35 protein-coding genes are annotated in these 24,648 nt (G+C 61.4%); 2 read left to right on the top strand and 33 right to left on the bottom strand.

All coding sequences use genetic code 11. The features are described 5' to 3' along the window. Positions 1–25 precede the first annotated feature (25 nt). The 23 genes from DMX12_RS08065 to DMX12_RS08170 all read right to left on the bottom strand — a co-directional run bounded on the left by DMX12_RS08065 (position 26) and on the right by DMX12_RS08170 (position 16,757). Entirely contained in the window at positions 26–655 is a 630-nt protein-coding gene (locus tag DMX12_RS08065) for a tail assembly protein (RefSeq protein ID WP_110677006.1), read from the bottom strand. 42 nt (positions 656–697) lie between these two features. Continuing rightward, on the bottom strand, positions 698–1,048 hold the full coding sequence (locus DMX12_RS08070) for a hypothetical protein (protein WP_064314679.1): 351 nt from the start codon (positions 1,046–1,048) through the stop codon (positions 698–700). Positions 1,049–1,077: 29 nt separating this feature from the next. Then, the gene (locus DMX12_RS08075) at positions 1,078–1,833 is read right to left on the bottom strand and encodes a C40 family peptidase (protein WP_110677008.1); all 756 of its coding nucleotides are present in this window, start codon (positions 1,831–1,833) and stop codon (positions 1,078–1,080) included. A 2-nt stretch (positions 1,834–1,835) separates the two neighbouring features. Continuing rightward, the gene (locus DMX12_RS08080) at positions 1,836–2,585 is read right to left on the bottom strand and encodes a phage minor tail protein L (RefSeq protein WP_110677010.1); all 750 of its coding nucleotides are present in this window, start codon (positions 2,583–2,585) and stop codon (positions 1,836–1,838) included. Next, complete coding sequence (locus tag DMX12_RS08085) at positions 2,582–2,920, bottom strand: phage tail protein (protein ID WP_054913693.1); 339 nt, start codon at positions 2,918–2,920, stop codon at positions 2,582–2,584. The genes DMX12_RS08080 and DMX12_RS08085 overlap by 4 nt, the downstream gene beginning before the upstream one ends. Then, entirely contained in the window at positions 2,920–6,210 is a 3,291-nt protein-coding gene (locus DMX12_RS08090; RefSeq protein ID WP_110677012.1) for a phage tail tape measure protein, read from the bottom strand. The genes DMX12_RS08085 and DMX12_RS08090 overlap by 1 nt, the downstream gene beginning before the upstream one ends. Before the next feature lie 41 nt (positions 6,211–6,251). Beyond that, positions 6,252–6,488 (bottom strand): hypothetical protein, encoded by a 237-nt coding sequence (locus DMX12_RS29850; RefSeq protein WP_110677014.1) that lies wholly within the window; start codon positions 6,486–6,488, stop codon positions 6,252–6,254. Further along, a complete protein-coding gene (locus DMX12_RS08100) occupies positions 6,485–6,829 on the bottom strand; it encodes a hypothetical protein (RefSeq protein ID WP_033690111.1) in 345 nt (114 codons plus the stop codon). Before DMX12_RS08100 ends, DMX12_RS29850 begins: the two co-directional genes overlap by 4 nt. A gap of 40 nt (positions 6,830–6,869) precedes the next feature. Then, complete coding sequence (locus DMX12_RS08105; RefSeq protein WP_009681822.1) at positions 6,870–7,370, bottom strand: hypothetical protein; 501 nt, start codon at positions 7,368–7,370, stop codon at positions 6,870–6,872. A 54-nt stretch (positions 7,371–7,424) separates the two neighbouring features. After that, positions 7,425–7,811, bottom strand: a complete 387-nt coding sequence (locus DMX12_RS08110; RefSeq protein WP_054913598.1) for a DUF3168 domain-containing protein — start codon at positions 7,809–7,811, stop codon at positions 7,425–7,427. Further along, positions 7,804–8,304 carry an HK97 gp10 family phage protein gene (locus DMX12_RS08115; protein ID WP_009681824.1) on the bottom strand — a complete coding sequence of 167 codons (501 nt, stop codon included), beginning with the start codon at positions 8,302–8,304 and terminating at the stop codon, positions 7,804–7,806. The genes DMX12_RS08110 and DMX12_RS08115 overlap by 8 nt, the downstream gene beginning before the upstream one ends. 3 nt (positions 8,305–8,307) lie before the next feature. After that, positions 8,308–8,478 (bottom strand): hypothetical protein, encoded by a 171-nt coding sequence (locus tag DMX12_RS29430; protein ID WP_177411250.1) that lies wholly within the window; start codon positions 8,476–8,478, stop codon positions 8,308–8,310. A gap of 8 nt (positions 8,479–8,486) precedes the next feature. Next, the gene (locus DMX12_RS08120) at positions 8,487–8,813 is read right to left on the bottom strand and encodes a head-tail adaptor protein (RefSeq protein ID WP_110677016.1); all 327 of its coding nucleotides are present in this window, start codon (positions 8,811–8,813) and stop codon (positions 8,487–8,489) included. Further along, on the bottom strand, positions 8,810–9,151 hold the full coding sequence (locus DMX12_RS08125; protein WP_110677019.1) for a head-tail connector protein: 342 nt from the start codon (positions 9,149–9,151) through the stop codon (positions 8,810–8,812). The genes DMX12_RS08120 and DMX12_RS08125 overlap by 4 nt, the downstream gene beginning before the upstream one ends. Before the next feature lie 588 nt (positions 9,152–9,739). After that, positions 9,740–10,921 carry a phage major capsid protein gene (locus DMX12_RS08135; protein WP_110677021.1) on the bottom strand — a complete coding sequence of 394 codons (1,182 nt, stop codon included), beginning with the start codon at positions 10,919–10,921 and terminating at the stop codon, positions 9,740–9,742. A gap of 2 nt (positions 10,922–10,923) precedes the next feature. Then, complete coding sequence (locus DMX12_RS08140; RefSeq protein WP_110677023.1) at positions 10,924–11,781, bottom strand: head maturation protease, ClpP-related; 858 nt, start codon at positions 11,779–11,781, stop codon at positions 10,924–10,926. 16 nt (positions 11,782–11,797) lie between these two features. Continuing rightward, on the bottom strand, positions 11,798–13,096 hold the full coding sequence (locus tag DMX12_RS08145; RefSeq protein ID WP_110677025.1) for a phage portal protein: 1,299 nt from the start codon (positions 13,094–13,096) through the stop codon (positions 11,798–11,800). A 150-nt stretch (positions 13,097–13,246) separates the two neighbouring features. Next, positions 13,247–14,926: a terminase large subunit gene (locus tag DMX12_RS08150; protein ID WP_110677027.1), complete on the bottom strand. Its 1,680-nt coding sequence runs from the start codon at positions 14,924–14,926 to the stop codon at positions 13,247–13,249. 3 nt (positions 14,927–14,929) lie between these two features. Beyond that, a complete protein-coding gene (locus DMX12_RS08155; RefSeq protein WP_110677029.1) occupies positions 14,930–15,406 on the bottom strand; it encodes a terminase small subunit in 477 nt (158 codons plus the stop codon). Between the two features lie 157 nt (positions 15,407–15,563). Beyond that, the gene (locus DMX12_RS08160) at positions 15,564–15,902 is read right to left on the bottom strand and encodes an HNH endonuclease (protein ID WP_110677031.1); all 339 of its coding nucleotides are present in this window, start codon (positions 15,900–15,902) and stop codon (positions 15,564–15,566) included. Continuing rightward, on the bottom strand, positions 15,902–16,060 hold the full coding sequence (locus DMX12_RS29435) for a hypothetical protein (protein ID WP_177411251.1): 159 nt from the start codon (positions 16,058–16,060) through the stop codon (positions 15,902–15,904). Before DMX12_RS29435 ends, DMX12_RS08160 begins: the two co-directional genes overlap by 1 nt. Further along, entirely contained in the window at positions 16,057–16,386 is a 330-nt protein-coding gene (locus DMX12_RS08165; RefSeq protein ID WP_110677033.1) for a hypothetical protein, read from the bottom strand. Before DMX12_RS08165 ends, DMX12_RS29435 begins: the two co-directional genes overlap by 4 nt. Further along, positions 16,386–16,757, bottom strand: a complete 372-nt coding sequence (locus tag DMX12_RS08170) for a hypothetical protein (protein ID WP_054913607.1) — start codon at positions 16,755–16,757, stop codon at positions 16,386–16,388. The genes DMX12_RS08165 and DMX12_RS08170 overlap by 1 nt, the downstream gene beginning before the upstream one ends. Positions 16,758–16,906: 149 nt before the next feature. Between DMX12_RS08170 and DMX12_RS08175 the strand changes: the two genes are divergently transcribed. Beyond that, positions 16,907–17,308: a hypothetical protein gene (locus DMX12_RS08175; protein WP_054913608.1), complete on the top strand. Its 402-nt coding sequence runs from the start codon at positions 16,907–16,909 to the stop codon at positions 17,306–17,308. 100 nt (positions 17,309–17,408) lie between these two features. Here DMX12_RS08175 and DMX12_RS08180 read toward each other — a convergent pair whose 3' ends face one another. The 10 genes from DMX12_RS08180 to DMX12_RS08225 all read right to left on the bottom strand — a co-directional run bounded on the left by DMX12_RS08180 (position 17,409) and on the right by DMX12_RS08225 (position 23,707). Next, positions 17,409–18,095: a hypothetical protein gene (locus DMX12_RS08180; RefSeq protein ID WP_054913609.1), complete on the bottom strand. Its 687-nt coding sequence runs from the start codon at positions 18,093–18,095 to the stop codon at positions 17,409–17,411. Between the two features lie 12 nt (positions 18,096–18,107). Next, a complete protein-coding gene (locus DMX12_RS08185) occupies positions 18,108–18,425 on the bottom strand; it encodes a hypothetical protein (RefSeq protein WP_054913610.1) in 318 nt (105 codons plus the stop codon). Beyond that, a complete protein-coding gene (locus DMX12_RS08190; RefSeq protein ID WP_110677035.1) occupies positions 18,422–18,670 on the bottom strand; it encodes a hypothetical protein in 249 nt (82 codons plus the stop codon). The genes DMX12_RS08185 and DMX12_RS08190 overlap by 4 nt, the downstream gene beginning before the upstream one ends. Continuing rightward, on the bottom strand, positions 18,667–19,965 hold the full coding sequence (locus DMX12_RS08195) for a site-specific integrase (RefSeq protein ID WP_110677037.1): 1,299 nt from the start codon (positions 19,963–19,965) through the stop codon (positions 18,667–18,669). Before DMX12_RS08195 ends, DMX12_RS08190 begins: the two co-directional genes overlap by 4 nt. Next, positions 19,962–20,390 (bottom strand): VRR-NUC domain-containing protein, encoded by a 429-nt coding sequence (locus DMX12_RS08200; RefSeq protein ID WP_110677039.1) that lies wholly within the window; start codon positions 20,388–20,390, stop codon positions 19,962–19,964. Before DMX12_RS08200 ends, DMX12_RS08195 begins: the two co-directional genes overlap by 4 nt. After that, complete coding sequence (locus DMX12_RS08205) at positions 20,387–20,683, bottom strand: DUF1364 domain-containing protein (protein ID WP_110677041.1); 297 nt, start codon at positions 20,681–20,683, stop codon at positions 20,387–20,389. The genes DMX12_RS08200 and DMX12_RS08205 overlap by 4 nt, the downstream gene beginning before the upstream one ends. A gap of 127 nt (positions 20,684–20,810) precedes the next feature. Then, positions 20,811–21,590: a hypothetical protein gene (locus tag DMX12_RS08210; protein ID WP_110677043.1), complete on the bottom strand. Its 780-nt coding sequence runs from the start codon at positions 21,588–21,590 to the stop codon at positions 20,811–20,813. Then, the gene (locus tag DMX12_RS08215; protein WP_054904005.1) at positions 21,577–22,557 is read right to left on the bottom strand and encodes a hypothetical protein; all 981 of its coding nucleotides are present in this window, start codon (positions 22,555–22,557) and stop codon (positions 21,577–21,579) included. Before DMX12_RS08215 ends, DMX12_RS08210 begins: the two co-directional genes overlap by 14 nt. Before the next feature lies 1 nt (position 22,558). Further along, entirely contained in the window at positions 22,559–23,266 is a 708-nt protein-coding gene (locus DMX12_RS08220) for a Rha family transcriptional regulator (protein WP_110677045.1), read from the bottom strand. Positions 23,267–23,482: 216 nt separating this feature from the next. Then, positions 23,483–23,707 (bottom strand): helix-turn-helix transcriptional regulator, encoded by a 225-nt coding sequence (locus DMX12_RS08225; RefSeq protein WP_110677047.1) that lies wholly within the window; start codon positions 23,705–23,707, stop codon positions 23,483–23,485. Positions 23,708–23,811: 104 nt separating this feature from the next. Here DMX12_RS08225 and DMX12_RS08230 point away from each other — a divergent pair, with 104 nt between their 5' ends. Further along, positions 23,812–24,618, top strand: coding sequence for a LexA family transcriptional regulator (locus DMX12_RS08230; RefSeq protein WP_110677049.1), 807 nt, complete (start codon positions 23,812–23,814; stop codon positions 24,616–24,618). Positions 24,619–24,648: the final 30 nt, after the last annotated feature.

A 24,648-nucleotide genomic window follows, 5' to 3' on the forward strand; every position in this document is an offset into this window, starting at 1 on the left:
AGGCGGTCTATTAGCTGAGTTGGCCCTAGGCCTTGTCTTGCGCCTCGATCGAGGCTGAGATGATCGCTCCACCCCAGCGTCGATCGCCGATGCAGATAGGAACGGGGTTGCCGCTGGCTGTGGTGTTCCTCGCACTGCCAAATGCATAGGACGGCTTGTTTTCAGCCGCAGCGCTCAGTGACAGGCCTTGGGCTTGGGGACTGAGGAGCTGAATCACGCCGCCGATGGCCATCGATGCGCCCACTGCAGCTGCAACTCCCCAACCACCAGCGCCAGCAGCGAAGGCCGCACCTAGCCCGCCAGTCGCGAATGTTGCTGCGGCAATGAGGGCTATCCCAACAACGGTTTGCAGTAAGCCGCCGCGCTTGCTCCCGCCGATCACAGGAACAATACGCAGCTCTCGGACACCACCGCGGTCAAACGAATCCGCCCCGACATTCAGTCGATTCCGGAATACCGCGAACCGCAGGCCCAGGCCATCAAGGCGGCGGATTTCGTCTTCGAATCCAACCAGGGTAGCCTTCAACGCCTGGAATGCCTCCCATATATCGCCAGTATCCAGCTGCCGGCGATGGGTACGACCAAACTTCTGAGCCAAGGAGCCTGACAACTTAATGGTTGTCATGGCGGTGTAGTGGATTGCTGAATCAGACATGCATGCCTCCGGAAAATAAAAAACCGCCCGAAGGCGGTTTGATCAAAGGCAGCTCTCAACCGCCTCAATTCGTCGTTTTTTCCTCCAGTCCATCAAGCCAGTTTGGAAGTAGAGACGCACCTGCGTTTTGCCATTCGCAGCATCAAAGTCCGCGAACTCGACCTCTCCTGCGCTGATGACTGTGTTCCCTCCACCAGCCAATGGCTGCAATGCCGCAGCGTAATGAGCCCCCATCAAAGACTGGTTCTGCCAGGCAAACAAGACACACTCTGCGACTTTGTCTACGGGTTTCGAACTGTTGGCGGTAAAGGCCGGCCCAGCAGCCCGTTTCTCATTCATCGAAGCGCATCCGCCCAAGAGCACGAAGCTCAGTATCGTGACCATTACGCGCATGGCATCACTCCTTGAAAAGACGGAATGTATCACCTGGCGCCGCGGTGACGCAGCACCAGCCGCGCTCGATCGAGCCATGGCCCGCCGAAGACAACGATTTCTGATGGTCGCCCCAGCAGGTGGTGCAGCATGAACGGGCCAGGTCCGAAGACCTCCGCCGATTCCTCCGGCAGCCGAGCGTCAGCGCCGAGGTAAATGCCGGCGTGGTTCGGGTGTGCCGTGCGGCCCACGGCCATGACAATCATGTCGCCGCGCTGCGGCTGGCTGACCTGGTAGAAGCCAGCAGACTCGAAGTCCTGCTCATACAGGCTTGGACCGTCCGGCTTCTCCCACCACCCCTCCTCCCGCGCGTAGGCCGGAAATTCCAGACCCCACTCTCGCTTGTACCAGTCAGCACAGACCTGCCAGCAGTCCCAAGCACCGTGCACGAACGGCCGCCCGAGCAGAGGTGTGTGACCGGTGGGCGTGACAGTGCGCAGGTCACCCTCCGGCCACGACAGGATGTACCAGGGCAGCCCGGTGGCCTCGCACATTGCCAGGTCACGGGGGGACGGCCTGCTGGTGGCGTCGGGGTGCGAGTGCACGATGCCGATCACCTCGCCTTGGTCTTCAGCTGCCGAGTACTGCTCTGGCGAAATGCGGAACTCTTCGCCAGGATCGGCGGAAGTGTTCTCGCACGGTACGTAGCGCTGCGAGCGACCAACGGTAACGATCAGCCCGCAACACTCCCGCGGGTATTCCGCCGCAGCGTGCACTTGCACGGCGGCCAAGATATGTTTGCGCATGGTCAGCTCCGTGCGATGAGGGAAACAGCCGGGAAGCCGCCAAAGGGCAGTCGGTTGCCCTGGCCAAAGCGAACGGTACAGCCTGAGTCGAGACAGCCGTTGCACTGATCCTTGGCCGGGTCGTCCGTGGGGTTGCCGTCCAAATTGTAATAGGGGCCGGTGTAGCCGCAGTTGGGGCCACGGTAGCCGGCAGTCATTGCCCAGTGACGTAGCTGGGTCATCTGCCGGCCGATCGTCTCCCCGCCCACGTCGCCAGGGCTGGCCAGCTCCCAAGAAACCGTGGTGCCGTTCTCGGACACCTTCTGGTCGATGTACCAGACCTCAATGGCTTCATCGGTCGGGTCGGCCTCCGGGTTACCTGACGGGAAATTCACCGCATCCAGGTACCGCGCCATCGTGTGACGCACAGTCAGCTTGAACTCGAGCAGGTTGTCGAAGGCCAAGCACAGGGCCGTGATCCGGCCGTTGACGTTACCTACGGTGAGCGTGGGACGCACGGCAGTACCGTCCGAGTTCGCTTCGATGCCCTCGATCTGCATGGGCCAGGCGCCATACTCATTGCCCTGCCACCAGATCGACTTGGCTGGCAGCTGATCGGCGTTCGCGCCTGCCGCTGCAAGCTCTTGAGGCGTGTGCGGTATCGCATGCCCGTGGAATCTCAGGGTGTCCGCTCCGAAATCGGAACCGTCCAGCTCGAACAACAGGATCTCTGCACCGGGTTCCAGCTTCTGCAGCTGAGTGATCAAGGTCATGGATGAAATGCTCGTTCAAAAGTAGCTGTCAGCACCGCCACACCGCCCGGCTTTCGCTGCTGCCGGAAGGTCTCGCACCGATAAAGCCCAAGGACGCCCTCGGGATTCGTCCACAGAAATGACGTGGCGCCCCGGTGCCTCCGGATGAACGCCAGGATAGGTGCGAGCTCGTCAGCCAGACCGCCGAACGACAGCGACCAGCTGTCAGATTCGGCATTTAGGCCATCGGTGGACACCTGGGCGTAGTTGTCACCGAACTGTGATTTCCGGGTGCGTAAGGTGCTATCACCGCTGGCCTCGTCGTCTGGCGTCCAGGTGAAGGTTTCGATCGCCATCAGCGCCTCCCGTTACTGTTTCGATAACTCACACCACCCGCCCGCCACGAGGCGGCTATGGCACGCTCAGCCACCCCCTGCATCTGCTGCTGGAGGTTTTGCTGAAGGGTGGTGCTGTCCAGTTCCATGCCGTCTGCGCTGCGGTCCTCAACACTCACCGAAACCGGCACATTGAGCTGCACCACGGTGGACCCGCCGCCGTTGCCACCAACGACCTGAACGCCAAGCGATCCGTCCGAGCCCCTGGCCAGCGGCATGATTGCCTCAGGTCCAGCCTCGCCGGCCACGCCTAGGCCACCATTTGCTATGCCGAAGGCAGTCGGGCGGCTCAGCACACTGTTGGTGAACGCACCGCCCTTGGCGAACAACTGCACGCCTCCAGACCAAGCGCCGCCCAGCGCCTGGGGGAAGTACGTACTGCCATAGCCCGCCTGCGACGCACCGAGGTTCGACGAGATGGCACCCGCAGACCCGGGCGTCATGCCGTTACCTGAGCCACCGCCGAACCAGGCGCTCGCAGCAGAAACACCTAGGCCAACCAAACCGCTCAGCAGCGAACTCGCGGCCTGCTGACTGGCGATCCTGGCCATATCCGAAATGACGCTGGTAGTGAAGTCTCTGAAGCTGGCCTTGCCGCTGATAGCGAAGTCAGCCAACGCGTCACGGGCAGTATTGAAGCCCGTAGTCAGCATGTCGTCGGTTGCGACTGCCACGTTCGGGGCATCGGCCTGGATGTTCGCCCAGGCCCGCTTGGCGCCGTTGCGATAGTCGCGCTGGGCCAGCAAGCGAGCGTCGAAACCGTCGACTTCCATCTGCAGCTCGCGGGCCTGGTAGTCGGCCAGGTCCGCCAGCCGCTGTTGATAGGCGTCCTGGCTGAGCCGGCGCGACACATCCTCCTGCTGCTCTTCAAGCTGCCGGCGCGCCTCGGCATACTTCTGCCGCACAGCGTTGAGCCGGTCGGCCTGTTCGCGCTGATCGTCGCCCATGCCTACGCCGGCTACGTCCGCATTGATTGCGTCCTGCCGGGTCTGCAGCACCACCTCCATGGCCTTGCGGTAGGCTTCGGCGCTGTTGCGCCGGATCTCCGCCAGCTTCCTCTCTTCTTCGGCCCGTTTCTTCAACTCCGGATCGGCATAGGCCGCGTTCAGGTTCTTGATGCCGAGCTCCATCTCGGCGGCGGTGATCTTGCCGGCGGCCTGGGCCTTGCGCAGCCCCTGCACGCCCTCGACCAGGTCCTCCAGGCGCTTCTTCTCCGGCAGCGCACGGTCGATGATCGCGTCGAGCGCCTTGACCTCGTCGTTCAGCGCCTTGGTGCGGCCCTTGCTGCCTTCAGTCGCATCCTTGTTGGCCTTCTTCTGCGACTCGATCGCGCTGGCCGCCGAAAGGATCGCCTGTCGGTCGGTCTCGGTGAGATCGGCGTTTTCGGCGATGTAGCGGTTGGCGATCTTGATTGCGTCGCCATTGTCCTGCAGGCCGGCCAGCTGCTTCTGCAGCGTTTCCAGATACGTCTGGCCCGCCGAACTCATGCCGACCTTGGCGGCATTGTTCGCCTGGGTGGCCGAGGTGTTCGCATCGGTGACACCGGTGAGCACTCGCAGGGTTTCCGCGATCAGGCTCGATCGCTGGTCGGCGTCGCTGACGGCACCCGCCTGGGTGATCCACTGCTGCACCGTGCTGGCCGGCAGTTGCAGCCGTGTCGCTACCTCCTGCAGCACAGGCGATAAACCCTGTCCCGAGGCACGCGCCTCATTGAGGCGATCGATCAGGCCTTGGTATTCGGCCAACTGCCGATTGTACTGGCCGCCAGAGTCGCGCGCCGGGGCCGTGACCACAGCCGATCGGATCGACTGGGACAGGTCGCCATAGGCGTCCTTCACCTTGTCAGCGGCATTGACCTGTTCTTGCTGCCACTTCACCAGCGAGGCTTCACGCTGGTCCTTGTTGAGCTTGGCGAACTCTTCTCGCAGCTGAGCAACCGGCTTGTGCAGGTCGTCCAGGCTGACGCCCGCCTGGTCGGCGTTGTCGCTGAGTAACAGGAAGCTGGCCGCTGCGGTACCGGCGAGCAAAGCCAGCCCCATCGGGCCGCCCAGTGCCGACAGCAAACCGCCGGTGGCGGCGCGTGTCAGGTTGGCTTGGGCAATGGTCAGCGCTTCGGTGGATGCCGTGAGCGCCGCCTGTTTTGGCAAGAGCTGGGTCTGAACCAGATTGAGCCGCTGCAGGCCTGTCGCGGCAGCTACCGAGGCCTCCGCCTGCTGCACCTGCGCCTGGGCATAGATGCGCTGTGCTTCAGCGCCTCGCAGTGCTGCCTGTGCGTTCTGGACCTCCGCGATGCGCTGGGCCAGGGCGGCCTTCAGCGCCATGCCAGCCTTGGCTACATAGAGGGTAAGAGCCGCAGCGCCCGCGCCACCCATGGCGACCGCCACCAGGTCAACGTTGTCGGCCAGGGCGATCAGCACGCTAGACAGGCCTGCAACTGCTCCGGTCTGCTCCTCCATGCCGCCCAGGAAGTTCTGAATGGCGTTACTGATGTTTACCATCGCGTCCTGCACGCTGGTGGACATGTCAGCCGCAGCCTTGCGGTTGACCTCCACGGTGCGCAGCAGGCCGGTGTTGATATCATCGAGCGACAGCTTGCCTTGCACGCCGAGCTTACGGATCTCTTCAGCGCTTTTGCCGGTGGCAGTGGCGATCGCAGTGACGATGGTTGGCATTGCGTCCTGAATGGACACCCAGCCATCAGCCTCAACCTTGCCGGTCTGCAGCGCCTTGGAGTAGGCGTCCAACGCAGAGCCGGCCTTGTCAGCGGCCGCCGCGTTGGTCACCAGCAGGAAGCTGAAGCTGTCGGTGATGTCGAGCGTTTGCTGGGTATTGAAGCCCAGGCTGCGCATGACATCGGCAGTGCGAATATACAGCTCTTGGGCCTCGGCCATGGGCCGATAGGTTTCCTGGGCCGTGCGAAGCAGGTGCTCCTGCACCATCTGGTACTCGCCAGCACTGCCCGCGGCAGCCTTCATGCGGTCCGACATCTGCCCGTAGGCGTCGACCTGCTTGATGATGCCGCCAATCAGCCCGGCGCCAGCAACAGCAGCGAAGGCGCCACGCATCAGTGCACCAGCGCTCTCAGCCGCTGCACCCGCCCTGTCAAAAGCCGAATCGACGGTGGCCAGGTTGCGGTCGATCGCCTGCGTGCTGCGCGCCACCACCTGGTCAGCGCTTGCCAACTCGCGGCGTAGCTGAGCCGTTGTCGCCTCGATCTGGACAAGCATGCCCTGGACTTGTTGATCGGCCATGCAATTCTCCAAGCATAAAAAAACCGCCCGGAGGCGGCAAACTACTTTGGCTGACGGCCTCGGAAGAAGGCCTTCAGCTTGTCGGCCACGCTGCCGGGGCTACGCGGCGCCGCGGGCTGGCCAGATGGCTGAACCTGACCGCGACCTGCCCAGTCGAGACGGGCGTCAAGCGCCAGCATGATTTGGGGGATGGGAGTACGCCAGGCGGTTTCAGGCGGCCAGCCAAGCCAGCCGGTGGCAACGCCGAACAGGTAGTCAACGTAGCTGCCATTTTTCACTGCGCTGTGCTGGCCGCCTCGTCCTTTCCCTTGGCAACCACACTCGGCGGTACAGGGTTGAGCAGAACGGTGATGAACTCGGTCAACTGACCAGACACCTTGGCCACACCGGTGTGGAACACCTCACTGGCGATAACCGGATGCTGGTCGGGTTTCAGGTCGGCGCCAGCAATCACGATGTCAGCACAGGCGGCGATGCTCATCAGTCGCATCGATTCCAGCGCTCCGCGCAGACCACCGAACCGGTGTTCAATACGCAAAGCCGCATCCAGCGTCGGCTTCAGGGTGTAACTACGGGCACCAATCACCAGCGTGACGGTGCCGTGCATGGCTTCGCTCATTGGATTTCTCGCAGGGGTGGGACGGGGCCAGCCCCGTAGATCATGGGGTGGCCGGTCCGGCTGGAATTTCGATGATGTCGGTATTGATCGCCAGCGTGACGTTACGGCGCACCACGTTGTCGGCCTGGCCGGCTGCCACGGTGTTATTCATTACCTTCACGCCGTAATAGAACGTAGTCGGCAGGATCGCAGGGGTTGCGTCAGGGTCTCCGTCATTCAAGGTGACCTTGACGTTGTAGTTACCCTTGGAGCGGTCTTTATGCGCGACAGCCACAGCCTTCTGACCGGCGTCTCCGCTGTCAAAGCCCACCACCATGGTCATGTTGCCTGCATCGGCAGTGCCTTTGTACTTGCGCACACGGCCATCATCCAGAGAGGTGAAGTTCACCGGGTTGAAGGTGTCGCCGAACTCGCCGAGGTCTTCGATCTCGCCCACCCGGACATAGGTATCGGCCTCGTACTCGGTTACGGTATCAGCGCCGGTCTTACCACCAATGAAGAGGCGGCAGCCAGCGGCTGTGTTGAGGTTGTCTTCGGCCATGGGGGTTCCTCCAAAGGCACATTGGATAAAGCCGCAGCGCGGCCGGTGGTTAAATCAGTGGGTGGTGATGACGCGAACCGTGATCGAGCCCTGATAGGTAACGCCGTCAGCATCCCGCTGGGCGTCCGACTGGATGACGCGTACCGATACAGCGCGGCCAACCTCCAGCGGCAGCGGGCGCTCGTCCAGGGCGGCGATCACCTCGCCGTTGATGCGCTTCACTTCGGCCTGGCCGACAGCATCAGACCAGACGGACAGGTACAGCAGGCGCGTGTCGCGCTTGCGGCCCGAGATCGGGCTGTTGTTGACCGAAACTTCTCGATCTATGGACACATATGGCATTTCCGCATTCAAGGGCGCACCGTCGTAGATCGGGCAACTCACCTCCGCCTGAAGCCTGGCGAAGATGGCCTCTTGTAGGGCCAGGGATGGATCAGTCATTGCCTACCCCCTGGCTTGCCTTGCGGAGCGTTCGACGCACCGCCGTCTCGATATCAGCCATGACGTACTCGCGGTTCACGTCGATGGACGGGCGTAGCCAGGGATGCGCCGGCCTGGCCGGAATGTCCGGGTATTTGCCGAAGAAGTGTTCGCCATCGCTCTTGTTGGTTGCGCGGCGGTTCCGGCTCCCTGCGCGCTTGCCGCCGATGTAGCCCTTGGTTCCGTACTCGATGAAGCGTAGGTAGAAGAACTTTCGATTGTCGCGCTTTCCTCGAATGCCGATCTGCGCATCCAGCCCGCTGGGCGCGACGTAGATCTTCAGCGCGGCGGCCGCTGCTCCCGTGTCCTTGGGCATCAGCTGTTGCTGGGTAGCCAGAACCCGCTCAGCGGCCTGGCGCATCGCCGGGGCCAACTCGTTGTCCATCGTCTTGTGGATGTTGCGCAGCGTCCGCCGGAGGCGGATGTCGCCGCGCATCTTCGAGCGGCGCGCCATGGCCTACTCCTTGGCCTGATCGGCCTTCGCTGGCTTGACGGCCTTGTCGACCACGGCCTCAGCGTAGCCACGAGCAATCAGGCCTTCGCCCTGCTCGTTGGTCACCTCGAACTCTTCGCCCTTCTCGCGCTCACCAGATGCGCCCGTCAGCGGGCCCAGTGCTCGAATTTTCATGTTTCACCTCATGGGTTAGGTACCGATGAGCAGAGAAGCCTCATCAGGGAATTTTCGTTGTCAGGCAACACGGCCTCAACCTGGTACGTGATCCCCCTACGTGTCAGGCGCGATCCTGCAACGATATCTGGGCGCGGCCTGACGATAATTTCGGTGGTTACAACAGCACTCAGCTTTTCAGCAACCGCAATGACTCGACCGCTTGGGGTGCGAACCTCACCCCACATTTCTGGGCGAGCAGCTGGTAGCCACGTCACTGTAGCGCCCCCGGATTTAGTCCTCTCCTCGTGTCGATGAGCAACCTGCAGCCGGTGGCGCAGCGGCCCGGCCCTCATATGCCCCACCCGATACGATGCGGCGTCAGGAGCGCCTTCGAACCTTGCGGCAGTTCGGTGGCGATGGTCCCGATCACAACGTCCTCGCGGTTGGCGTAAAGGTGGCCGAGGATCAACAAGCAAGCCGCCTGGATCTGCTTATTGCTGACCATGGGCGAATCACCGGCATCCCCGGCGGCGACAGCCTCATCAAGCGCCTGCTGGTTGGCGTAAAACCGGCGGTTCAGGTAGTCCATCGCCTGCCCCTCAGCCGCCTCGACCAGCAGCTCCAGATACTCGTCATCATCATCGGGATCTCGAAGGTGATGCCGGGCAATGGACATACTGATAACCGGCATCACCTACTCCTTCAGCGGTTCGAGGGATGCCAGATTCCGCTGTACCAGTTCCTCAGCGTGCCGGCGCGGCACCGTGTACGCTGGGCCACCGCGACGGCGAAGCTCGCCTTCATCCATGTACGAACGCAGCGGATAGATCTGAAGAGTCGCAGGGTTGGGTTTGGTCCGATCATCTAGTGCCAACTCATCAGCGCCGGTGCCGCTATCTGCCAAGACTGAGGTAGCTTGAGCGACGGCTTCGGATGCGGCATCGGCAGCGCCCGTCGTAGAGATACCGGCACCCTGCTCGCCTGTGACGCCATCAGGCCCAGTGCCAGCGGCTGCCTGTCCTTCTGCCGTCAACAGGCCCGAGCCCTCCGCCGAGCCTGAAGCAGTTGCAGGGATGCCCGAATCAGCGGAGTCGCTAGCGTCTGGAACTATCGCTTGGCCAGGCGAAAGAGGCATCCCGGCAGCCTCAGCCGGCTCGCTGCAGGAATCAACGGTCGATACCGGATCCTTCGCATCAGCCGTCGAGGCTGGTGTTTCCTGTTTACGTGCCATTGGCTTACTCCATTGCGGCTCCATTTCTGGCGCCGATCTGCGGGATGGTTAACGCGTGACCAGCGGGCCAGTAACGAATGCTTCGTCGCGATAGATGGCGAAGGCCAAGCGCTCTTCAGCACGAATCGTTGCCATGTTTTTCTCGAAGTCATCACTGTTCTCGGTCGAGATCAACACTTCGATTTCCATGCGATCGAAGATCTGAGCGCCGAGTTTGAAGGCACCAACCAGGAAGTCGTTCTGGATCATGGCTTGGGTGGAAACTACCGGACGATTCCACAGCTTCGCGTTTGTGCCTTCTTGTGGTTGACCGATGATGTAGCGGCCCTCCCCGTCCTTGGTCAGTTCAATGGCCGCCCAGTCGATCGGGTTGAGCACGATGCCGTCCGATGGAAACTCGGCTAGTTCGGCCTGCAGCAGTGCCAGGCGCAGGCGGTCAATGCGCTGCTCGCCCACCACAGCAACGCCATCCGGGGCGGCGTACAGTTGAGCAACAGTCATGAGGCCCTGCAGGTTCACACCGGCGCCGTTGCCGTACAGCAACTGAGCCTCTTCAGCCATGTTGAGGCCGTAGCGTGCACGACCATCGATGTAGCTCTGCAGGGCCTTGGCATCGTCCAGCATCTGTCGACTGGCTTTGAACAAATGGGCGATGGTCCGCACGTTCGCAGTGGTCAGGCCGAAGGTCAGATCGGAGTACGGCTTGGCAGTGGTCTCCGCCACGGTGCGGGCGTTGTTGGTGAAGCCAGTCTCACGGACGTACTCGATGGAGTTCGATTCGGTGGTGCCCGGCGCGACCAGGTCGCGAACGGTCAGCCGGCGTTGAGCCGGGGCAATGATCCCCGGCAGGCGCTGAGTTTGCACCAGGTCACCGCCGGTTGCGGTGGTGATGGCCGCACGCGGCACGGAGACACGACGAGAGCCGCGGAAGGACGAGGTCATGTCCTTCATTTCTTCGCTTTCGATCACGAGGGCGCCTACCGATTTCTGCGGCTCCTCCTGATGGTTGCGATCCCGGCTTGCGTTCACGAGCTTCTGCTCGGCCTCGCCCAGTCGCGCCTGGAGCTCGCCCTGCTTGGTCAGCAGTTCATCAACCTTGGCACGGGTTTCGGTATTCATTTCACCGGAAGCCTTGATTTGCTTCTCGGTCGCCTCGGCCTGGCTTTTGATCTGATCGCCAATGCCCTTGAGGCTGGCGTTGAGTTCTTTGACTTGGGCTTCAAAGTCCATGGTCACTTTCCTTTCAGAGAATTGAGGAGATCGGTTGCCGCGCTCAGAGAGGCGGATAGGTCTGGCGCGACAGCGCTAGGCTTGTCGGTCGGGGCAGCGTTCTGCGTACCCCCGCCGGCAGCGCGAGGCATGCCGGACTTGAAACTGGCGAACAGTTCGCGGCGCTCGGAGCGAGGCATGCCACCCTTGGCCAGCGCTACATCCATGGCCTTGAGCGCATTGGCCTGCGAGGCGTCTTCGGTTTCGCGCTCGGTGACTTCAGTGGAGGACAACAGCCCAGTGGCCAGACCAAGCTCGACTGCACGCTTGCCGCGGATGTAGGTCTCGTCGTCCATCAGCTCGGCCATGTCTTCTGTCGACTGGCCGCTGGTCTCGGCATAGAGGTCTGCCATCGCGGCGTCGAACTCCTCCATGTCGTCAGCGATGTCGCGCAGGTAGTTGCGATTGCCGGCGAGCCAGGTCCAACAGTTGTGGATCATGAGGAACGCGCTGCTGGCCACCTCACGCTTTTTGCCGGCCAGGAAGACAATTGAAGCAGCGCTAGCTGCCATCCCGAGCACCTTGGTGGTGACTTGGTGGCTGTGCTCCTGCAGGCGGTTGTAGATAGCAATACCTTCGAACATGTCGCCGCCTGGCGAGTTTATGTAGACGGTGACATCTCGCTCGCCGATGGCCCGCAGAGCGGCATCGATTCGTTTCAGAGTGACGCCTTCGCCATACCAGTCCTCGCCGATCACTCCGTAAACAGTGATGGTGTCCGAGGTATTCTCGACGGCCGCCTGGATCGCGGGATTCCATTTTTCGAGCGCGCGCGGGCTCATCTCGCTGCGCAGGCCGCGAGACTGGATCTTGTGCTTCATGGATTGCTCCCGTGATTTACTTTTCCGGCTGTTGAAGCCAGTTCATCAGTGCGGCCCTTGCGGCCTGGCTGTCGTTTTGCTTGCCCAGCTGGTCAAGTGGCACCAGGTTGGATTGCACGGTCAGTACATCGCCACCAGGCATGCTTGGAAGGTTCTCTTTCCGCCGCCCCTCGTTTCGAGTCAGGTAGCCGTTCTGCCCCATCGTGCTGAGATAGGCCGCGCGGCCTGCGCTATCCGCACGCAGGAACGCTTCAAGTGAGTACTCTGCGTAGAACTTGATCCGGTCAACCGCCGTCATGCACCACTTGTTCACGCACTGCTCGATCGGCGCCGTGAAGGACATGATGCAGTACGTGAGGAACGCGATCTGCTGTTGCTCCAGACCGGTACCCCAGTTGCTGCCCTTGTCGGTCTTCATCACCATCCAGGGGGGAACGCCGAACCATCGGCAAATTTCCTCGATGCTGTGCCCTCTCGACTCCAACAGCTGCGCATCGGCAGGGTTAATGCCGATCATTTCCGGCTTCACACCCTGCTCGAGCACGGGGCTCTTGCCAGCATTCAACGCCCCGGAGATCGTCTTCACGTACTCACGAAACTCGATGCGCTGGGCTGGATTCAGCGTCTTGTCTACCGAAAACGCGACCGTCGGCATCATGCCGTTCCGGAAGGTGCTGTTGGCGGCGTCGTCAGCAGACATCGCAGAGCCGAATACATCCGCACCGTACCGAATAGCTGAAAGGCCGACTCGGCCGTCCAGGGTGAAGGCGGGAATGTGCAGCATGTCTTGCCGCTGGATCTCTCGGCGGGCTCCCTTTCGGGGCCTGAAGAAATACCTGAGCCGTCCATCGTCGTCGAACTCAAGATCGACTCTCGACGGCATGAGGAAGTCCAAGGCGATGACGCGTCCAGCAGAACGATGGATCTCGCAGTAGGCGTTGCCCCACAACAGCATCGAGGCGACGACTGCCTGCCAGAAATGGAAGGCAGCCATGTCTTCGTTGGGACTGTTGTGCACGACGTCGTACAGCGGGAAATCGCGGGCGCTCTCTCGACTACCATCGGGCATCCGCCGGTAGATGCTCAACGGCAGGCCGGCTACCGAAGTCGAGATGATACGGACGCATGCCCAAACGGTGGACAGGCGCATGGCCTTATCGACACTGACTGACTTACCACTACTGGACTGGGCACCGTTAAAGGCACTCCAGAAACCGCCATCCGACAGTTTGATAGTCTTCCCCAGCCACTCACTCATGCTGGCTGAAGGCTTGGTGGCAGCAGCGCCTAATGCCTGGGATAGGGTTTTAATCACTGACAAGCCCTCTGCGTATGAAGCCAGCGATGCAGAAAAAGCTCAGCGATCCCGCCAGCAAAGCCCAGCCGGTACCAGCCAGCATCCAGATGCCGCCGCATGCCAAGCAGAAAGCGATCACTGCGCAGGCGATGAAAATATGAAATGCGTTCATGCGATCAGTGGATCCCGAATGCCTGCCATGAAATTGTCCATTCCCCCGCGGCCTTCTGGGTTGAGGCTGAGCAGTGAAACGGCGTTGAAAGTCGCCATCAGCGGGTCGATCTTGGCGGTGCCCGAGGCTTGCTTGGTGATCAAGAAGGCGTTGGCTGAAGGCACGCCCTTGGCATTTCCGCAGGACCAGGCCATGAGCGGCTGACCACAATGGAGCAGCGTGCCCTCGGCAAGCTTGCGTTCCGTGGTTTTGATTGCACCGGTGAGCTTCCAACCTTGCGAGATGCCCACGATCTTGTCTTCCTCAACGCCAGCATCCGCAAGCGCGTCGAGTACTGCCCCGATGCCAGCCGGGTCGAGGCCAACTTTATCGAGTAGGCCGGTGTCATTAACGCGGGCAACGATGGCCGCAAACTGCTCAACGTCATCACCGATGCGCTCCACAATGGTGATGTCGCCTGCCTTTTCTAGGTCCCTCAACCGTGGCGCTTCTGACTTGCGGCGCTCCAGAACCGAAGGGTGCGCCCAGGCGTGAGCCCAGTGGAACCACCTACGGCTTCCCGTCTCCCGGCCCATGACGGCAAGACCGAGCAAGTCATCAAGACCGCCGCCGTCCCCGCCCACATCAATGACCTCGCACCGCGTGAGAATTTCATCGAGGTTCAGCCACGTTGCTCCTTGCTGCTCCCAAAACTCTGCCCCGACCCAAGCATCGGACATCAGCGCAAGGCCGATCTCGATGTTGAGATGCTTGGCCAGGAAGCCGCGCAATTCAGCCTCGCCGTCCAGCTCAGCCTGCATAAACAGGCGCTCAAGCGTAGGTCGATCGACGGAGTAGTCGATGTTCGGATTGACCAGGTGGAAGTTTTCAGGCTTCCGCGCCTCGCCACTTTTGATCATCTCTTGAGAGAACTCATAGATGATCGGCAGGAAGCGGTTGTCGTCGATCCGGCCATCACGCACGCCGCGGGCATAATTGAGCTTGGAGCGGAACACGCCAGCCGGCGGCTCGTTCGACTGGGTCGTCAACCAAATGATGAAGCCCTCAGGTCGCGACAGCAGACCGCCAGTGGCCTCGCGGATCATGTCAGCGGCTTTGGGGTTCTTGCCGAACAGCCAGGCTTCATCGATCAGGACGCCGACCGCCTTCTTGCCGCCCACCACGTCGCTATCCGCAGCCACCACCTTCAACGTGGCGCCGGTCTCGCGATGAGTGATCAGCCGTAGGTGCGGCTGGACATGCAGCAGCGCTTTCAGCTCATCGTCATTGTTGACCATGTCCTTGGCCGGTATGAACGAGTTGTCGGCAATCTCCTTGGTCGGCGCCAAGATGATGAACTCAGCCGAAAGCCGCCAGTTGCGGATCAGCGCCGTCAGCATGATCCCGGCAGCAATCGTGGACTTGCTGTTCTTTTTGGGGATGCAGAGCATCACCTCCCGAATTAGGCGCTCGCCGGTCTCACTGTTGTAGCTCCCGAAGATGGCCCCGGCGAACGCCAGGACCCACGGTGCACAGGCGGCCTCAATGGTGGGACTGCCCGGGGCATCAACGATCTTCAGCCCCTTGAACACCTCAAGTCCGGCTTCTGCTTCGTCTGGAAACAGCGGATCAGGAATGATTGATTCGCCCGCAGCCAGGCACCTCCACCAGTCCGGGCAGGCTGTTGTCCATTGCATAGATCAATTCTTCACTACGGAGAGGGGCGGCTTGCCTTGGGAATACTTGCCTTTGCCGACCTGTTTCGCGGCCTCGACCTTTTGCTCTTTCTTGCCCTGGTCCGCGACCTTGCCGTGCGAATACGGCATGAGGGTTTTGGCCGCCTCCAAGCGCAGGCGCATGTCGGCGCCTTCCGCATTCATGAGCTCAGTAAGGAAGGCTCGCGGGTCGTCGGTCTCGGTTAACGACAGCTCGTCGGCCTGTAGGTCTCGGGGCTGTTCATCTTTAACTTTTCGAGAGGGTTTAACCTCGGTGCTGGAAGCCTGCTTTTGTTTCAAACGGCGCCCGACCTCTGCGAGGACATCGGGGTCCTTCGCAAGCTTGGAGCCCGCTTGCGACGCGGTCTTCTCGGAATATCCGGCGGCGATCGCCGATTCGCGATTCGAGGCCCCCGACAACAAAGCGTCAACAAACCGCCGCTTCTTGTCGGTTAAAGCCATGGTTAACTTTTCCTGAAACGGGAAAAAATGTGTACGTGGGGTCGGTGGCGGTCTAGCTAGTTGAGAATCCCTAGCTTTTGACCCCCTACCCCTTTCGCAGCACGTCACTGGCGTGCCTCTGTGCCTATTGGCTGATTTTCGGCGATCCACTGATGACTCAGCCGCCCAGGCCAGCTGCCTCCTCGGCCTGCTTGACCGAGTCGTGGCAAGGCTTGCATAGGCTTTGCCAGTTGGTCTGATCCCAGAAAAGGACCATGTCACCGCGGTGTGCAACGATGTGGTCTACTACCTTTGCGGCAGCAGTTCGGCCGTTCCGCTCGCAGAAGACGCACAGCGGGTGCTCATTGAGGTAGTGCTCTCGCGCTTTCTGCCATCGATAGTCGTAACCACGCTGAGAGCTGGTCATGCCGCTACGCCAGCTGCCAGGCGTGACCACCTTGACCCGCGAGCTTGCGCTCTCCTTGATGCGCGATCCCAGTGTCTTGAGCCTGGCCATCAGTGCACCTCGACCTCAATTCCACGCTCTATCCATCGAAAGACGCGGCACATATCAGGCTCGCGGCCGGTTATATGGGAAACGATGAGGGCGCCGGCAAGGTAGTACTTCAGCCACCAGGCCTGGCGGCAGACTATCGTTGCGGTGATGCGAGTCATGGCCATGGCTCCGATTGGGTTCGGCTCAGCGCCTCATCAGCCTTGTCGGCGGCCTGAGTTGCGGTGGTTGCAGCCTTCGATGCCTTGGTAGCGGCGCTCTCGGTCTTGCTGGTCAGGTCGTCCAGGCGCTTGTCACGCTCGGCCATGGCAACGTCGTAGGCAGCACGGATCTCGGCAACCTGGCTGGCCTGAGTGCTGACCATGGCCCAATAAGCGGATTGCCAACCTAGTACTGCACCGCCGGCGACCAGCAGAGTGGCGATGATCCAGACCTCTGCACGCCGCCACCAACGGCGAGCAATGAACTCCAGTGCGCATCTGTCCATCACGATGTACCTCCAAGCTTGAGGCGCAGGCGGGCGATCTCATCGCTCTGCAATGTCACCCGCTCTGTCAGGCTCGCCACCTGACTGGTCAAAGCCTCGATCTTTCCCTCCATTCGGCCAACAGTAGCCGCGAGGTCGTTTCGCTCCTTGGCGAATTGGTCGGCGCGGGCCTCAGCTTCTTTCCGGGCCTCGCGCTCAATGTCGAGCAGTTCGTTTAAGCGCCGGACTACACCGATGTCGGCGGTGTCCATCGCCCTGTCGGTGGCATCCCTGGATAGCCACTTGCGCAGCCAGAGAAAGCCACCCAGCAACACAGTGCCCGTTCCGCCCAGCCAGGTGGCTGTGCCTGGGCCGAGGTCGGTCGGATCCATGAATGCTCCAAATAATCTAGAAAAGTCCCGGCCGGGCGGGATCAGAGAGGGCTGTAGCTAGCGAGATTGACCAACTTGAACACTGATGGCAATTTGGAGAGTTTCCTAAGGCACTTCAGCCTTAGGCGCTGATCTCAAAGGCCTATCTGATGAGTACGCAGTTAGAAACGATCCTCTCCGCTAGCAAAAAGCTCGAGTCCATGCTGACTTCGCTGGGTGCACATGGCCGCGGCCTTCACGAGAAGTGCTCTTCCTTAGAACATCTGTTGCCTTCCGACGTGATCTACTCGATCCGAATGGTTGCCAGCACGCGTAACAAAGCTGTTCACGAAGACGGGTTTGAGCTGTCTGATATTGGGTCTTTTCAGTATCAGGCGGGCTCAGCGATTGCGTATCTGGAAAAGGTAATGACGCTTGACGAGGAGCCCAAGAGAACTGGCATTACCGTGACCCCGTTAAAAAAGATCGTCCACGAAGTTCCAATTGAGGAGATGGAATGGTTCCTTGCGCAACCACCGCTATTCCCTAGTCCGAAAAAGGAGCCGGAGTAAGACAACAAAAAACCCGGCGAGGGCGCCGGGTTTCTTTAACTTTTCGCCAAAGGCGAAATTATCACGATGGCGAAATAGTGCCAGAACGCTCCTCAAAACGTCAAGCGGCTTTCTCGCTCTGGTTTTCGCCACGATCACGGAGGCGCTGAACCACCGCGGCAACTGGCTTGAGTGCCTGTTTATCGAGCTTGTCGACGTGACTGCAAAGCGCATCCCAGATCACCTGCCAATCCCGGGCCCAGTTCTGCGGGTTCATCTTCTCGCCTGTACGATCTTCAACGAGCATGCACACGGCGCCTGGACCCATTCCCTCGCCTCCGTTCACGAGCATCTTGTGGGACTGCAGAGCAGCCATCGCCATCCAGTAAGCCCGCTGCTTCTTGCGATCAGTCAGCGATTCAAGCCCGCTGCCGAGCCAAACCAAACCATGGGCGATGCTGAGGTCGTTTCCAGTTGCAACCGGCGAGTACATGAAGTTGCCCAGGTGGCGCAGCGACTTCGGCAGCGAATCGATGGCCACCAGCACCAGGCCAGCTGCAAGCATGTGAGCGCAGCGAGCATCAGTAAGGCGGCGCCCTGAGCGAGTTTCGTGCACGCCCTCGGTGCGAATTTCGTAGACTTTGGCAACCTCTTTGCCGTCATGGTTTTCCAGCATCACCATTACCTTGATCTCACCTGGCCCGCCCTTCCTGCCGAGAGTGGCGGCCTCTGCCGCAACGGCCAGGGCCGATGGGCGATCTTCGTGTAGTGCGTCGTGCCATGCTTGGCGAGCGCTGATTACTTTCATGGTCCTTCCCCCTCAATCCCCGGTGTAATTGGTGCCGCCAGCGCCGCGCTGGTTGCTCCCCTGATATGTCGCCTCAGGCCCGGATGCCTGAGGGTTCTTCAACTGCTCGATCTGCTGTAGCGTGGCCCGGAGCCTCATGCTGAGCTGGGTCACCAGCTCATCCAGGGCCAGGGCCTCGCCGGTTGCGGCCGCCACAAAGCCCGAGGCATGGCAGTGGTCGCATGGCAGTTCGTGAAACAGGCCCTGAGTGACCGCTCTCCCACGGCACAAAGGGCACTTGTCCAGCTCGATCACGGCCTTCTTGAAAGCCGGGCCATGGCTCTTTCTCATTGGCGGACACGCCCCTTTTTGGCTTTGAGCCAAGGCTTGGCCGCACGGCTGCGCGGCACTACAGCACTGCCAGTCACAATCGGCTTTTCGAGGTGCTCCAGGCCAAACAAACCCACAGGCCGTGGCTCATCGGTCACTTCCTCGCCCAGATCTACCCCGAACCACTCATCAATGATCACCTGCCCAATGTCGCGACCTTCCAGGCCGTAGAGGAAAGCGACGGCGCCGTGCTCCGAATTTCTCATTTCGAATCCTCGCTAATTACAAATGCGGTAAGGTCGCTGGACGCCTTGTGTTCCGCTGGCTGGGCCGAATTCTGTGAAATTCCGGTTAAGGCCTTGGTAAGGCCGTGGATGGCACCGAAGCCGATGCCGTCTAACCAGGCGTGCCACTTCTCCAGGGCTGCCCGGCGCTGCTGCATAGCCTGGGTGTTGATGTAGGTGCTGGCGATCTTGCCCAGCGTGTGGTTCAGCAGCATCTCGCCGATGTGGCCGTCGATGCCGAGGTCGGTCCAGGTGGTGCGGGACACCTTGCGCAGATCGTGGCTTGTCCACTCGCCCTGCCCCAGGCGGGTGAACACCATGCTGGCCTGGGTCTCGCTCAGCGGCAGCCGGCGGCGGTTCGGGAACAGGTAAACACCCTCGTAGCCCTGGGCTTGCTGAATCGCCCGGTACCGGACCAGCAGCGCCTGCACCTGGTCGGTCAGTGGTAGGCGGTGCTCGGTGCGGGTCTTCGTGTTGGCGGCCGGGATGAACCACTCGGCAGCGGCCAGACTGATCTCGCTCCAGCGGGCCATGCGGGTCTCGCCGATCCGGGTGCCGTGGGCCAGCATCATCAAGGCCAGCATGGCGTCGCCCGGGTTCTGCTCGACGGCCTGGGCCAGCTGCTGCATCAGCTCCGGCAGCTGCACGTCGCGCAGGCGGGCGGCCTTGGGCAGGATCCGGGCCTTGGTGAAGTCGCTAAAGCGCATCCCGGCCATCGGGTTGCGATCGATCAGGCGCAGTTGCAGGGCCTGGCGGAAGGCGGTCAGCAGCAGCGCAAACATCTGCCGCAGGTAGGACAGCGACACCTCGGCCTGGCACGGCCACATCAGCCGCTTGTCCAAGGCGTCGGCATTCAAGTCGGCGACGGCCAGGTCATCCAGGCGCGGTTTCAGGTGCTGGGCAATGGCGGACTTGGCCCCGGCCTTGCGCTTCGCCGACAGCGAGCGGTCGCGGGCCATGCGGTCACCGTACCAGTCGAGCAACTGGCCTACGGTGGCCATGCCGGAAACCACCGGCGCCGTGGCCGGGTCGCGCAGCAGGCGCTGACGCAGCGCGGGCAGCTCGGCAATCACCGCCGCCACGGTCAGGTCAGGCCAGCGGGCGACCGGCACCCACTTCTTGCCGCGCACCAGGTGCCAAGTGCCACGCTCGCGGTTGCTCCAGAACCGCAAATACAGGCCGGGGTGCCGTGGGTCGCGCAGATCGCGCACTGACTTGTCGGTAGCCTGCCGGCGCACCTCAGCCTCGCTCAGCTTCACCTCTCGGGTCGCGCTCATGCGGCTACCGTGACAGGCAGCAGCAGGTAGGCACGAATGGCCTCAACGGCGTCAATGCTCCCCCGGCACACGATGGCCAGATAACCCTGGTCGGCCAGCGCCTGCAGGTAGGCGTCCTGGCTGGGCGAGACCGGGGCATCGAAGGGCGGCATGGCCTTGAACTCGACGTACAGGCCGAAGTAGCCACCGCGCGCCATGGGCAGCACCAGGTCAGGCACGCCGGCCTTGACGCCCTGACCCTTCAGCTTGGCGGCGACGGCCTTGACGCGGTGACCACCGTTCGGCACGTGGTAGATCAGCTTGTAGACCTGCGGGTAGCGCAGCTGCAGCTCCTGCATCAGCGCGGCCTGCTCCTGCCCTTCCCGGTCGACGGGCTTGGCGCGAGTCGGCTTGGCCCTGAACGGGCGAATGACAGGCGAATTCATGCGATCAGCACCCCCTCATTGAGCAGCACCACTTGGGTGCGCATGACGCCCTCGGCGTGGTACAGGCGTGCGGTGTCGCGATCCACTGCCCGGCTGCGTCCGTCGCACGCGTCGTGACAAGCGCTGCAGCACCAGGCGCCTTGCAGGTCGTGCGGTTTCTTGCCAACGCCGCAGGTGCCCGCCAGGCGGTAGTGCGCCAAGACGGTGGTCTCGGGGTTGCCGTTGCACACGCCGGGAATGCGCACCTGGCACTCACGGCCGCGCGCGGCTTTGGTCAACTTGCTCTGCCTCATGCTTCAACCTCACACATCGGCCATATCAATTGGGCCTCGCGCAGCGCTCCGGCCTGGTCTTGCGGTCCGTCCATCAGCACCATGGAGAACGGCCTCCGGCCGGGAATGAGTACGCTCCAGACCCGTTTCATTGCGCCCTGTCCATCTCGGCGATTACCGAGCGGGCCTGGCGTTTACGGAGGTATGTGGAGACGCGCCGACGCTGGTTGTCCTTGGCGCGCTCTTGGTCTTTGCGCGCTTTCGATGCAGTCAGGATCAAGCGGACCTCTGCCAGCTTCTCGCGCATCGCCGCGCTTGGCTGGGTACGAACCTCTCCCGTCAGTAGGCCGGCGATGGCCTGGCCGTCCGCCGTAACGGGCGCGATACGAAGATCGGCCAAGTACTTGGTGCCAGCCTCATGGGTGATCAGCTGGGCGCGCACCGCTGATTCGATTGCGGCCACCCTGCGAGCAGCATCGAAACCCAACGAGACCTCCCAGGCCGTGGGCCTATCCTCAGCGCGGGCGAAGCTGACCAGGCGCTCGTAGGCACTCATGAACGCCATGCGAGCACCTACCTTGTCACCAGCCTCCAGAATCGGATTTGAAGCGGTCATGGCTTGGCGAATTTCGGCAGTCATCACCACGGTTTCATGCTCGTCACTCGCGGATAACGCAATCGACCACGCCTCGTCCTTGCCCGGCCTGCCGTCGGCGGCGTGGATGTGCTTGAGCACCATGCCCAGCGACAGGCGCCCGGCCGGCTCCCGACGACATGCCCGCAGCGCGCCAACGATCACCTGGGGCTCATGCGCCGCCAGATCTTCGGCGATGACTTGAGCGCCGCCAGCGCTGATGGTTTGGCCCATAGCTTCAGCGGTAGCGCAAATGGCGCCGGCCAGTTCCGCAATTTGCTCACAGGAAAGCATTGCGCTGCCCTCCCTGGCTGCGGATAGCTTCGGCCGCCTCATGAGCCGCGTTGATGTTCGCCTGGGTCTGCTCCTGCTGCCGCGCCGTAGTGGCGTTCATCTGGCGGTTGGTGACCCACTGGGTGTGGTAGGCCTCGCATTTGGTCAAGAGGTCGCCTAGGTTGTGGCAGCCGTTGATCAACTTGGCGTCGTTGATGCGCAGGAAGAACGCGGCAACGTGGTGGGCAACCTCAATGCCAAGTCGGTCAATCAACTGCCCCATCTGCCCGCCGGCTTTCGCGTTCCACACCGGCCAGGCCTTGTAGCGGTTGCGGTAGGCCATCGCGTAGTTGGCCCAGGCCTTGAAGGTTTTGCAGGACTGGTCTTTCGGGCCCGGCATATCGGCTGGGATTTCGCAACGCGGCTCTTCGCCACCGGCCGGGATAAAGGCGACCACTTTCCCGGCAGGCTGGTTCGGCTCGTCCGAACCTTCCTGCGAACTGTGACTGGTATCCTGATTGGTATCTTGATTACTGGTATCTTGATTTGTCGGAAATTTTTCCGACCCTCGCTCGGATTTATTTCCGACCTTGCTCGGATTTTTTTCCGAGGTTGATCGGATTTTTTTCCGACCTCGGGCGCCGGCCTTCATGGTCGGATATTTTTCCGATCCATCTTCCTTTTTGTTCCACTCAGCTGCCCTCTCCGTAAGGCGCAGCAGCGTAACGCTTGAGGTGCTGGACAACTCGATCAGGCCGGCCTGTTCGAGCACTTTCAGCATGCGGTAAGCCGTGTCGGGTTTGTCGGTGAGCAGTGGCAGCTCTTCGACGATCTTGGCCTTACTCAGGACAAAGTAGATTCCGTCATCCGTCTTGGTCGCCTTCGCCCAGCTTGGGCAGCCGTACACAAACGCGAAGAGCAGCGCCTGCTGGGAGTTAAGCCCCCATTCCAAGGCCTTGACCTGGTTGATGGTCACAGTGAATTGCATATCAGATGCGCTCCGATGAGCGGCCGAGGGATTGGCCGGCAGCGGGCACCGAGCCTCCGGCGCCCAGTTCCGCCAGGCGCGCCAAGCCCTTGGTGGTTACCAGTACATCAAACGCCGCTCGATCACCTCCGGTCTCTGGATCCGTTCGCAAGGAAGTGACCTTGTGTTTGAGAAGGCCAGAAGTGATGCGGGGCTGGTAAGCGATCCAGCGTTTGGAACCATGTCGGCGGTAGATCCAGCGGTTCTCTTCCAGCCAGCCAAAGAGCTTGGAGGGGGCGACCTGCAGTTGCTTGGCGGCATCGGTGATGCAGATAGCCCCGCAAGCAGCAGCCAAACGCTGGATGGCCGCGACCTTCGGGGCTTGTTTTTGGATGACCTGCTGAAGCTGAAGGTTCTGCTCTGCCTGATCGGCAGCCAACCGCAACGCCTCGGCGAAGGTTTGGGGGATTTGCACCTGGGCCACCACCCGCCCCTCCAGCTCCTGCCAACGGTCAATGATCTTGGCGCGCAGTTGGGCGCTGTAGCCTGAAACCAAGACCAATGTGTCGCGCTGGCCCAGCAGGAACTCAGGGTAGGACTGGCCGTTCTGCGGATGGATATAAAGGGTCTCCTCAGATTTGAGGACACCCTCTACGACGAGGCGGCGCGCATCACGCAGCACGTTATCGTGGCTCTTGCCAGCCAGTTGCGCGATCTCGCGGGTGGACATGACCTGACGCGCTAGCTTTGACGAATCGCCAACAACTGACGCGACAGGGCTGGTATTGCTCGCATCGATTGCGGAGTGCATAATCGACCTCGAAGAGTTATTGAAGAAGCCGGGCTGCCACCCGGTTTTTTTATGCCTGCGATTCAGGTACTGGATGGATCAGCAGGTGTTTCGGTCATCTACTGGCTCAGTGCCAGATCAGTAATCATTCAGACGTCAGGCTGCCTCTGGGTCGCGAGCCGCTGGCGGGAAGACATCGTCAAGGCTGCACTCGGCGCCCAGCCCGTTCAGCGCAGCAACTATCTTCCGGGCCGCATCCAGGCCGACGCACCGTCGCCCGGCCTCGTAGTTGGCCAAACGCGACTGGTTCCAGCGGAGCTCCCGGCATAACCGGGCTTGACTAATCCCCGCAGCTACCCGGATCTTGCGAACGTTGTTCATTCGGGGTTCCTCAATGACTAGCACTCAGGATAAACACGCATCGTGTTAATATCAATCACAATAAGTGAAAGCCGTGTATTTCATTTCGTGATGAAATCCCGCGCATGAATGAATCACTGAGCCAGCGCATTAAGCGCTTGAGAAAAGCGACGGGAATGTCCCAGGCCCAGCTGGCAGATGCTTGCGGCTGGAAATCGCAGTCACGCGTCGGAAACTATGAAGCCGGTACGCGAGAGCCAACGCTGGCGGATATTGCCGCTATGGCAGCGGCCCTTGGAGTCGACCAATCCGAGCTGCTCCTGAGTTCTGCGGCAGTGACCGAGATTTCGGCGCCAGCCCGGAGTACGACTGATCTTGTCAGGCAGATGCTCGCAAAGAGCGGCAAAGGCATTCCTGAAGAAGCCCGTCAGCGCCTCCTTGCTGCGGCTGAGGAGCCGAGCGCCAGCAGTGTCGTCGCGGCTGACTTCATTCGTCCAGGCCTCGTGGGCGATGAGGTGTGGATTGCTCACTACGACGTGCGTGGCGCCATGGGTGGCGGCCAGGCCCCGCATGACTATCCGGAAATGCTCAAGGACATTCGCGTCAGCCCCAGTCACCTGCGGGATATCGGCGTCGAGTTCGAGGAGCACTACCACCTGAAGGTGGTCACCGGCTGGGGCCAATCGATGGAGCCCACGATCAAGCATCGAGACCCGCTGATTGTGAACATCAACGTCCGCGAATTCGTGGGCGACGGTATCTACCTATTCGTGTGGGACGACCTTCTCTACATCAAGCGGCTGCAAGTCGCTGATGAGGAGCATTACGAAATGATTTCGGACAATGCTAGGCACAAGGATCGGCTGATTCGGCGGGACATGACCTATATTCAGGCCCGTGTGCTGCTGGTGTGGAATGCCCACCTGGTATGAACCGTCCGCTACACACGAGCATTAGCCAGG

The organism is Pseudomonas sp. MB-090624, from assembly GCF_003205245.1.
Lineage (GTDB): Bacteria > Pseudomonadota > Gammaproteobacteria > Pseudomonadales > Pseudomonadaceae > Aquipseudomonas > Aquipseudomonas juntendi.

Coding starts and splice junctions, on each gene's coding strand:
- DMX12_RS08065 (WP_110677006.1), bottom strand. CDS start 655: ATGTCTGATTCAGCAATCCACTACACCGCCATGACAACCATTAAGTTG.
- DMX12_RS08070 (WP_064314679.1), bottom strand. CDS start 1,048: ATGCGCGTAATGGTCACGATACTGAGCTTCGTGCTCTTGGGCGGATGC.
- DMX12_RS08075 (WP_110677008.1), bottom strand. CDS start 1,833: ATGCGCAAACATATCTTGGCCGCCGTGCAAGTGCACGCTGCGGCGGAA.
- DMX12_RS08080 (WP_110677010.1), bottom strand. CDS start 2,585: ATGACCTTGATCACTCAGCTGCAGAAGCTGGAACCCGGTGCAGAGATC.
- DMX12_RS08085 (WP_054913693.1), bottom strand. CDS start 2,920: ATGGCGATCGAAACCTTCACCTGGACGCCAGACGACGAGGCCAGCGGT.
- DMX12_RS08090 (WP_110677012.1), bottom strand. CDS start 6,210: ATGGCCGATCAACAAGTCCAGGGCATGCTTGTCCAGATCGAGGCGACA.
- DMX12_RS08100 (WP_033690111.1), bottom strand. CDS start 6,829: ATGAGCGAAGCCATGCACGGCACCGTCACGCTGGTGATTGGTGCCCGT.
- DMX12_RS08105 (WP_009681822.1), bottom strand. CDS start 7,370: ATGGCCGAAGACAACCTCAACACAGCCGCTGGCTGCCGCCTCTTCATT.
- DMX12_RS08110 (WP_054913598.1), bottom strand. CDS start 7,811: ATGACTGATCCATCCCTGGCCCTACAAGAGGCCATCTTCGCCAGGCTT.
- DMX12_RS08115 (WP_009681824.1), bottom strand. CDS start 8,304: ATGGCGCGCCGCTCGAAGATGCGCGGCGACATCCGCCTCCGGCGGACG.
- DMX12_RS29430 (WP_177411250.1), bottom strand. CDS start 8,478: ATGAAAATTCGAGCACTGGGCCCGCTGACGGGCGCATCTGGTGAGCGC.
- DMX12_RS08120 (WP_110677016.1), bottom strand. CDS start 8,813: ATGAGGGCCGGGCCGCTGCGCCACCGGCTGCAGGTTGCTCATCGACAC.
- DMX12_RS08125 (WP_110677019.1), bottom strand. CDS start 9,151: ATGCCGGTTATCAGTATGTCCATTGCCCGGCATCACCTTCGAGATCCC.
- DMX12_RS08135 (WP_110677021.1), bottom strand. CDS start 10,921: ATGGACTTTGAAGCCCAAGTCAAAGAACTCAACGCCAGCCTCAAGGGC.
- DMX12_RS08140 (WP_110677023.1), bottom strand. CDS start 11,781: ATGAAGCACAAGATCCAGTCTCGCGGCCTGCGCAGCGAGATGAGCCCG.
- DMX12_RS08150 (WP_110677027.1), bottom strand. CDS start 14,926: ATGCAATGGACAACAGCCTGCCCGGACTGGTGGAGGTGCCTGGCTGCG.
- DMX12_RS08155 (WP_110677029.1), bottom strand. CDS start 15,406: ATGGCTTTAACCGACAAGAAGCGGCGGTTTGTTGACGCTTTGTTGTCG.
- DMX12_RS08160 (WP_110677031.1), bottom strand. CDS start 15,902: ATGGCCAGGCTCAAGACACTGGGATCGCGCATCAAGGAGAGCGCAAGC.
- DMX12_RS29435 (WP_177411251.1), bottom strand. CDS start 16,060: ATGACTCGCATCACCGCAACGATAGTCTGCCGCCAGGCCTGGTGGCTG.
- DMX12_RS08165 (WP_110677033.1), bottom strand. CDS start 16,386: ATGGACAGATGCGCACTGGAGTTCATTGCTCGCCGTTGGTGGCGGCGT.
- DMX12_RS08170 (WP_054913607.1), bottom strand. CDS start 16,757: ATGGATCCGACCGACCTCGGCCCAGGCACAGCCACCTGGCTGGGCGGA.
- DMX12_RS08175 (WP_054913608.1), top strand. CDS start 16,907: ATGAGTACGCAGTTAGAAACGATCCTCTCCGCTAGCAAAAAGCTCGAG.
- DMX12_RS08180 (WP_054913609.1), bottom strand. CDS start 18,095: ATGAAAGTAATCAGCGCTCGCCAAGCATGGCACGACGCACTACACGAA.
- DMX12_RS08185 (WP_054913610.1), bottom strand. CDS start 18,425: ATGAGAAAGAGCCATGGCCCGGCTTTCAAGAAGGCCGTGATCGAGCTG.
- DMX12_RS08190 (WP_110677035.1), bottom strand. CDS start 18,670: ATGAGAAATTCGGAGCACGGCGCCGTCGCTTTCCTCTACGGCCTGGAA.
- DMX12_RS08195 (WP_110677037.1), bottom strand. CDS start 19,965: ATGAGCGCGACCCGAGAGGTGAAGCTGAGCGAGGCTGAGGTGCGCCGG.
- DMX12_RS08200 (WP_110677039.1), bottom strand. CDS start 20,390: ATGAATTCGCCTGTCATTCGCCCGTTCAGGGCCAAGCCGACTCGCGCC.
- DMX12_RS08205 (WP_110677041.1), bottom strand. CDS start 20,683: ATGAGGCAGAGCAAGTTGACCAAAGCCGCGCGCGGCCGTGAGTGCCAG.
- DMX12_RS08210 (WP_110677043.1), bottom strand. CDS start 21,590: ATGCTTTCCTGTGAGCAAATTGCGGAACTGGCCGGCGCCATTTGCGCT.
- DMX12_RS08215 (WP_054904005.1), bottom strand. CDS start 22,557: ATGCAATTCACTGTGACCATCAACCAGGTCAAGGCCTTGGAATGGGGG.
- DMX12_RS08220 (WP_110677045.1), bottom strand. CDS start 23,266: ATGTCCACCCGCGAGATCGCGCAACTGGCTGGCAAGAGCCACGATAAC.
- DMX12_RS08225 (WP_110677047.1), bottom strand. CDS start 23,707: ATGAACAACGTTCGCAAGATCCGGGTAGCTGCGGGGATTAGTCAAGCC.
- DMX12_RS08230 (WP_110677049.1), top strand. CDS start 23,812: ATGAATGAATCACTGAGCCAGCGCATTAAGCGCTTGAGAAAAGCGACG.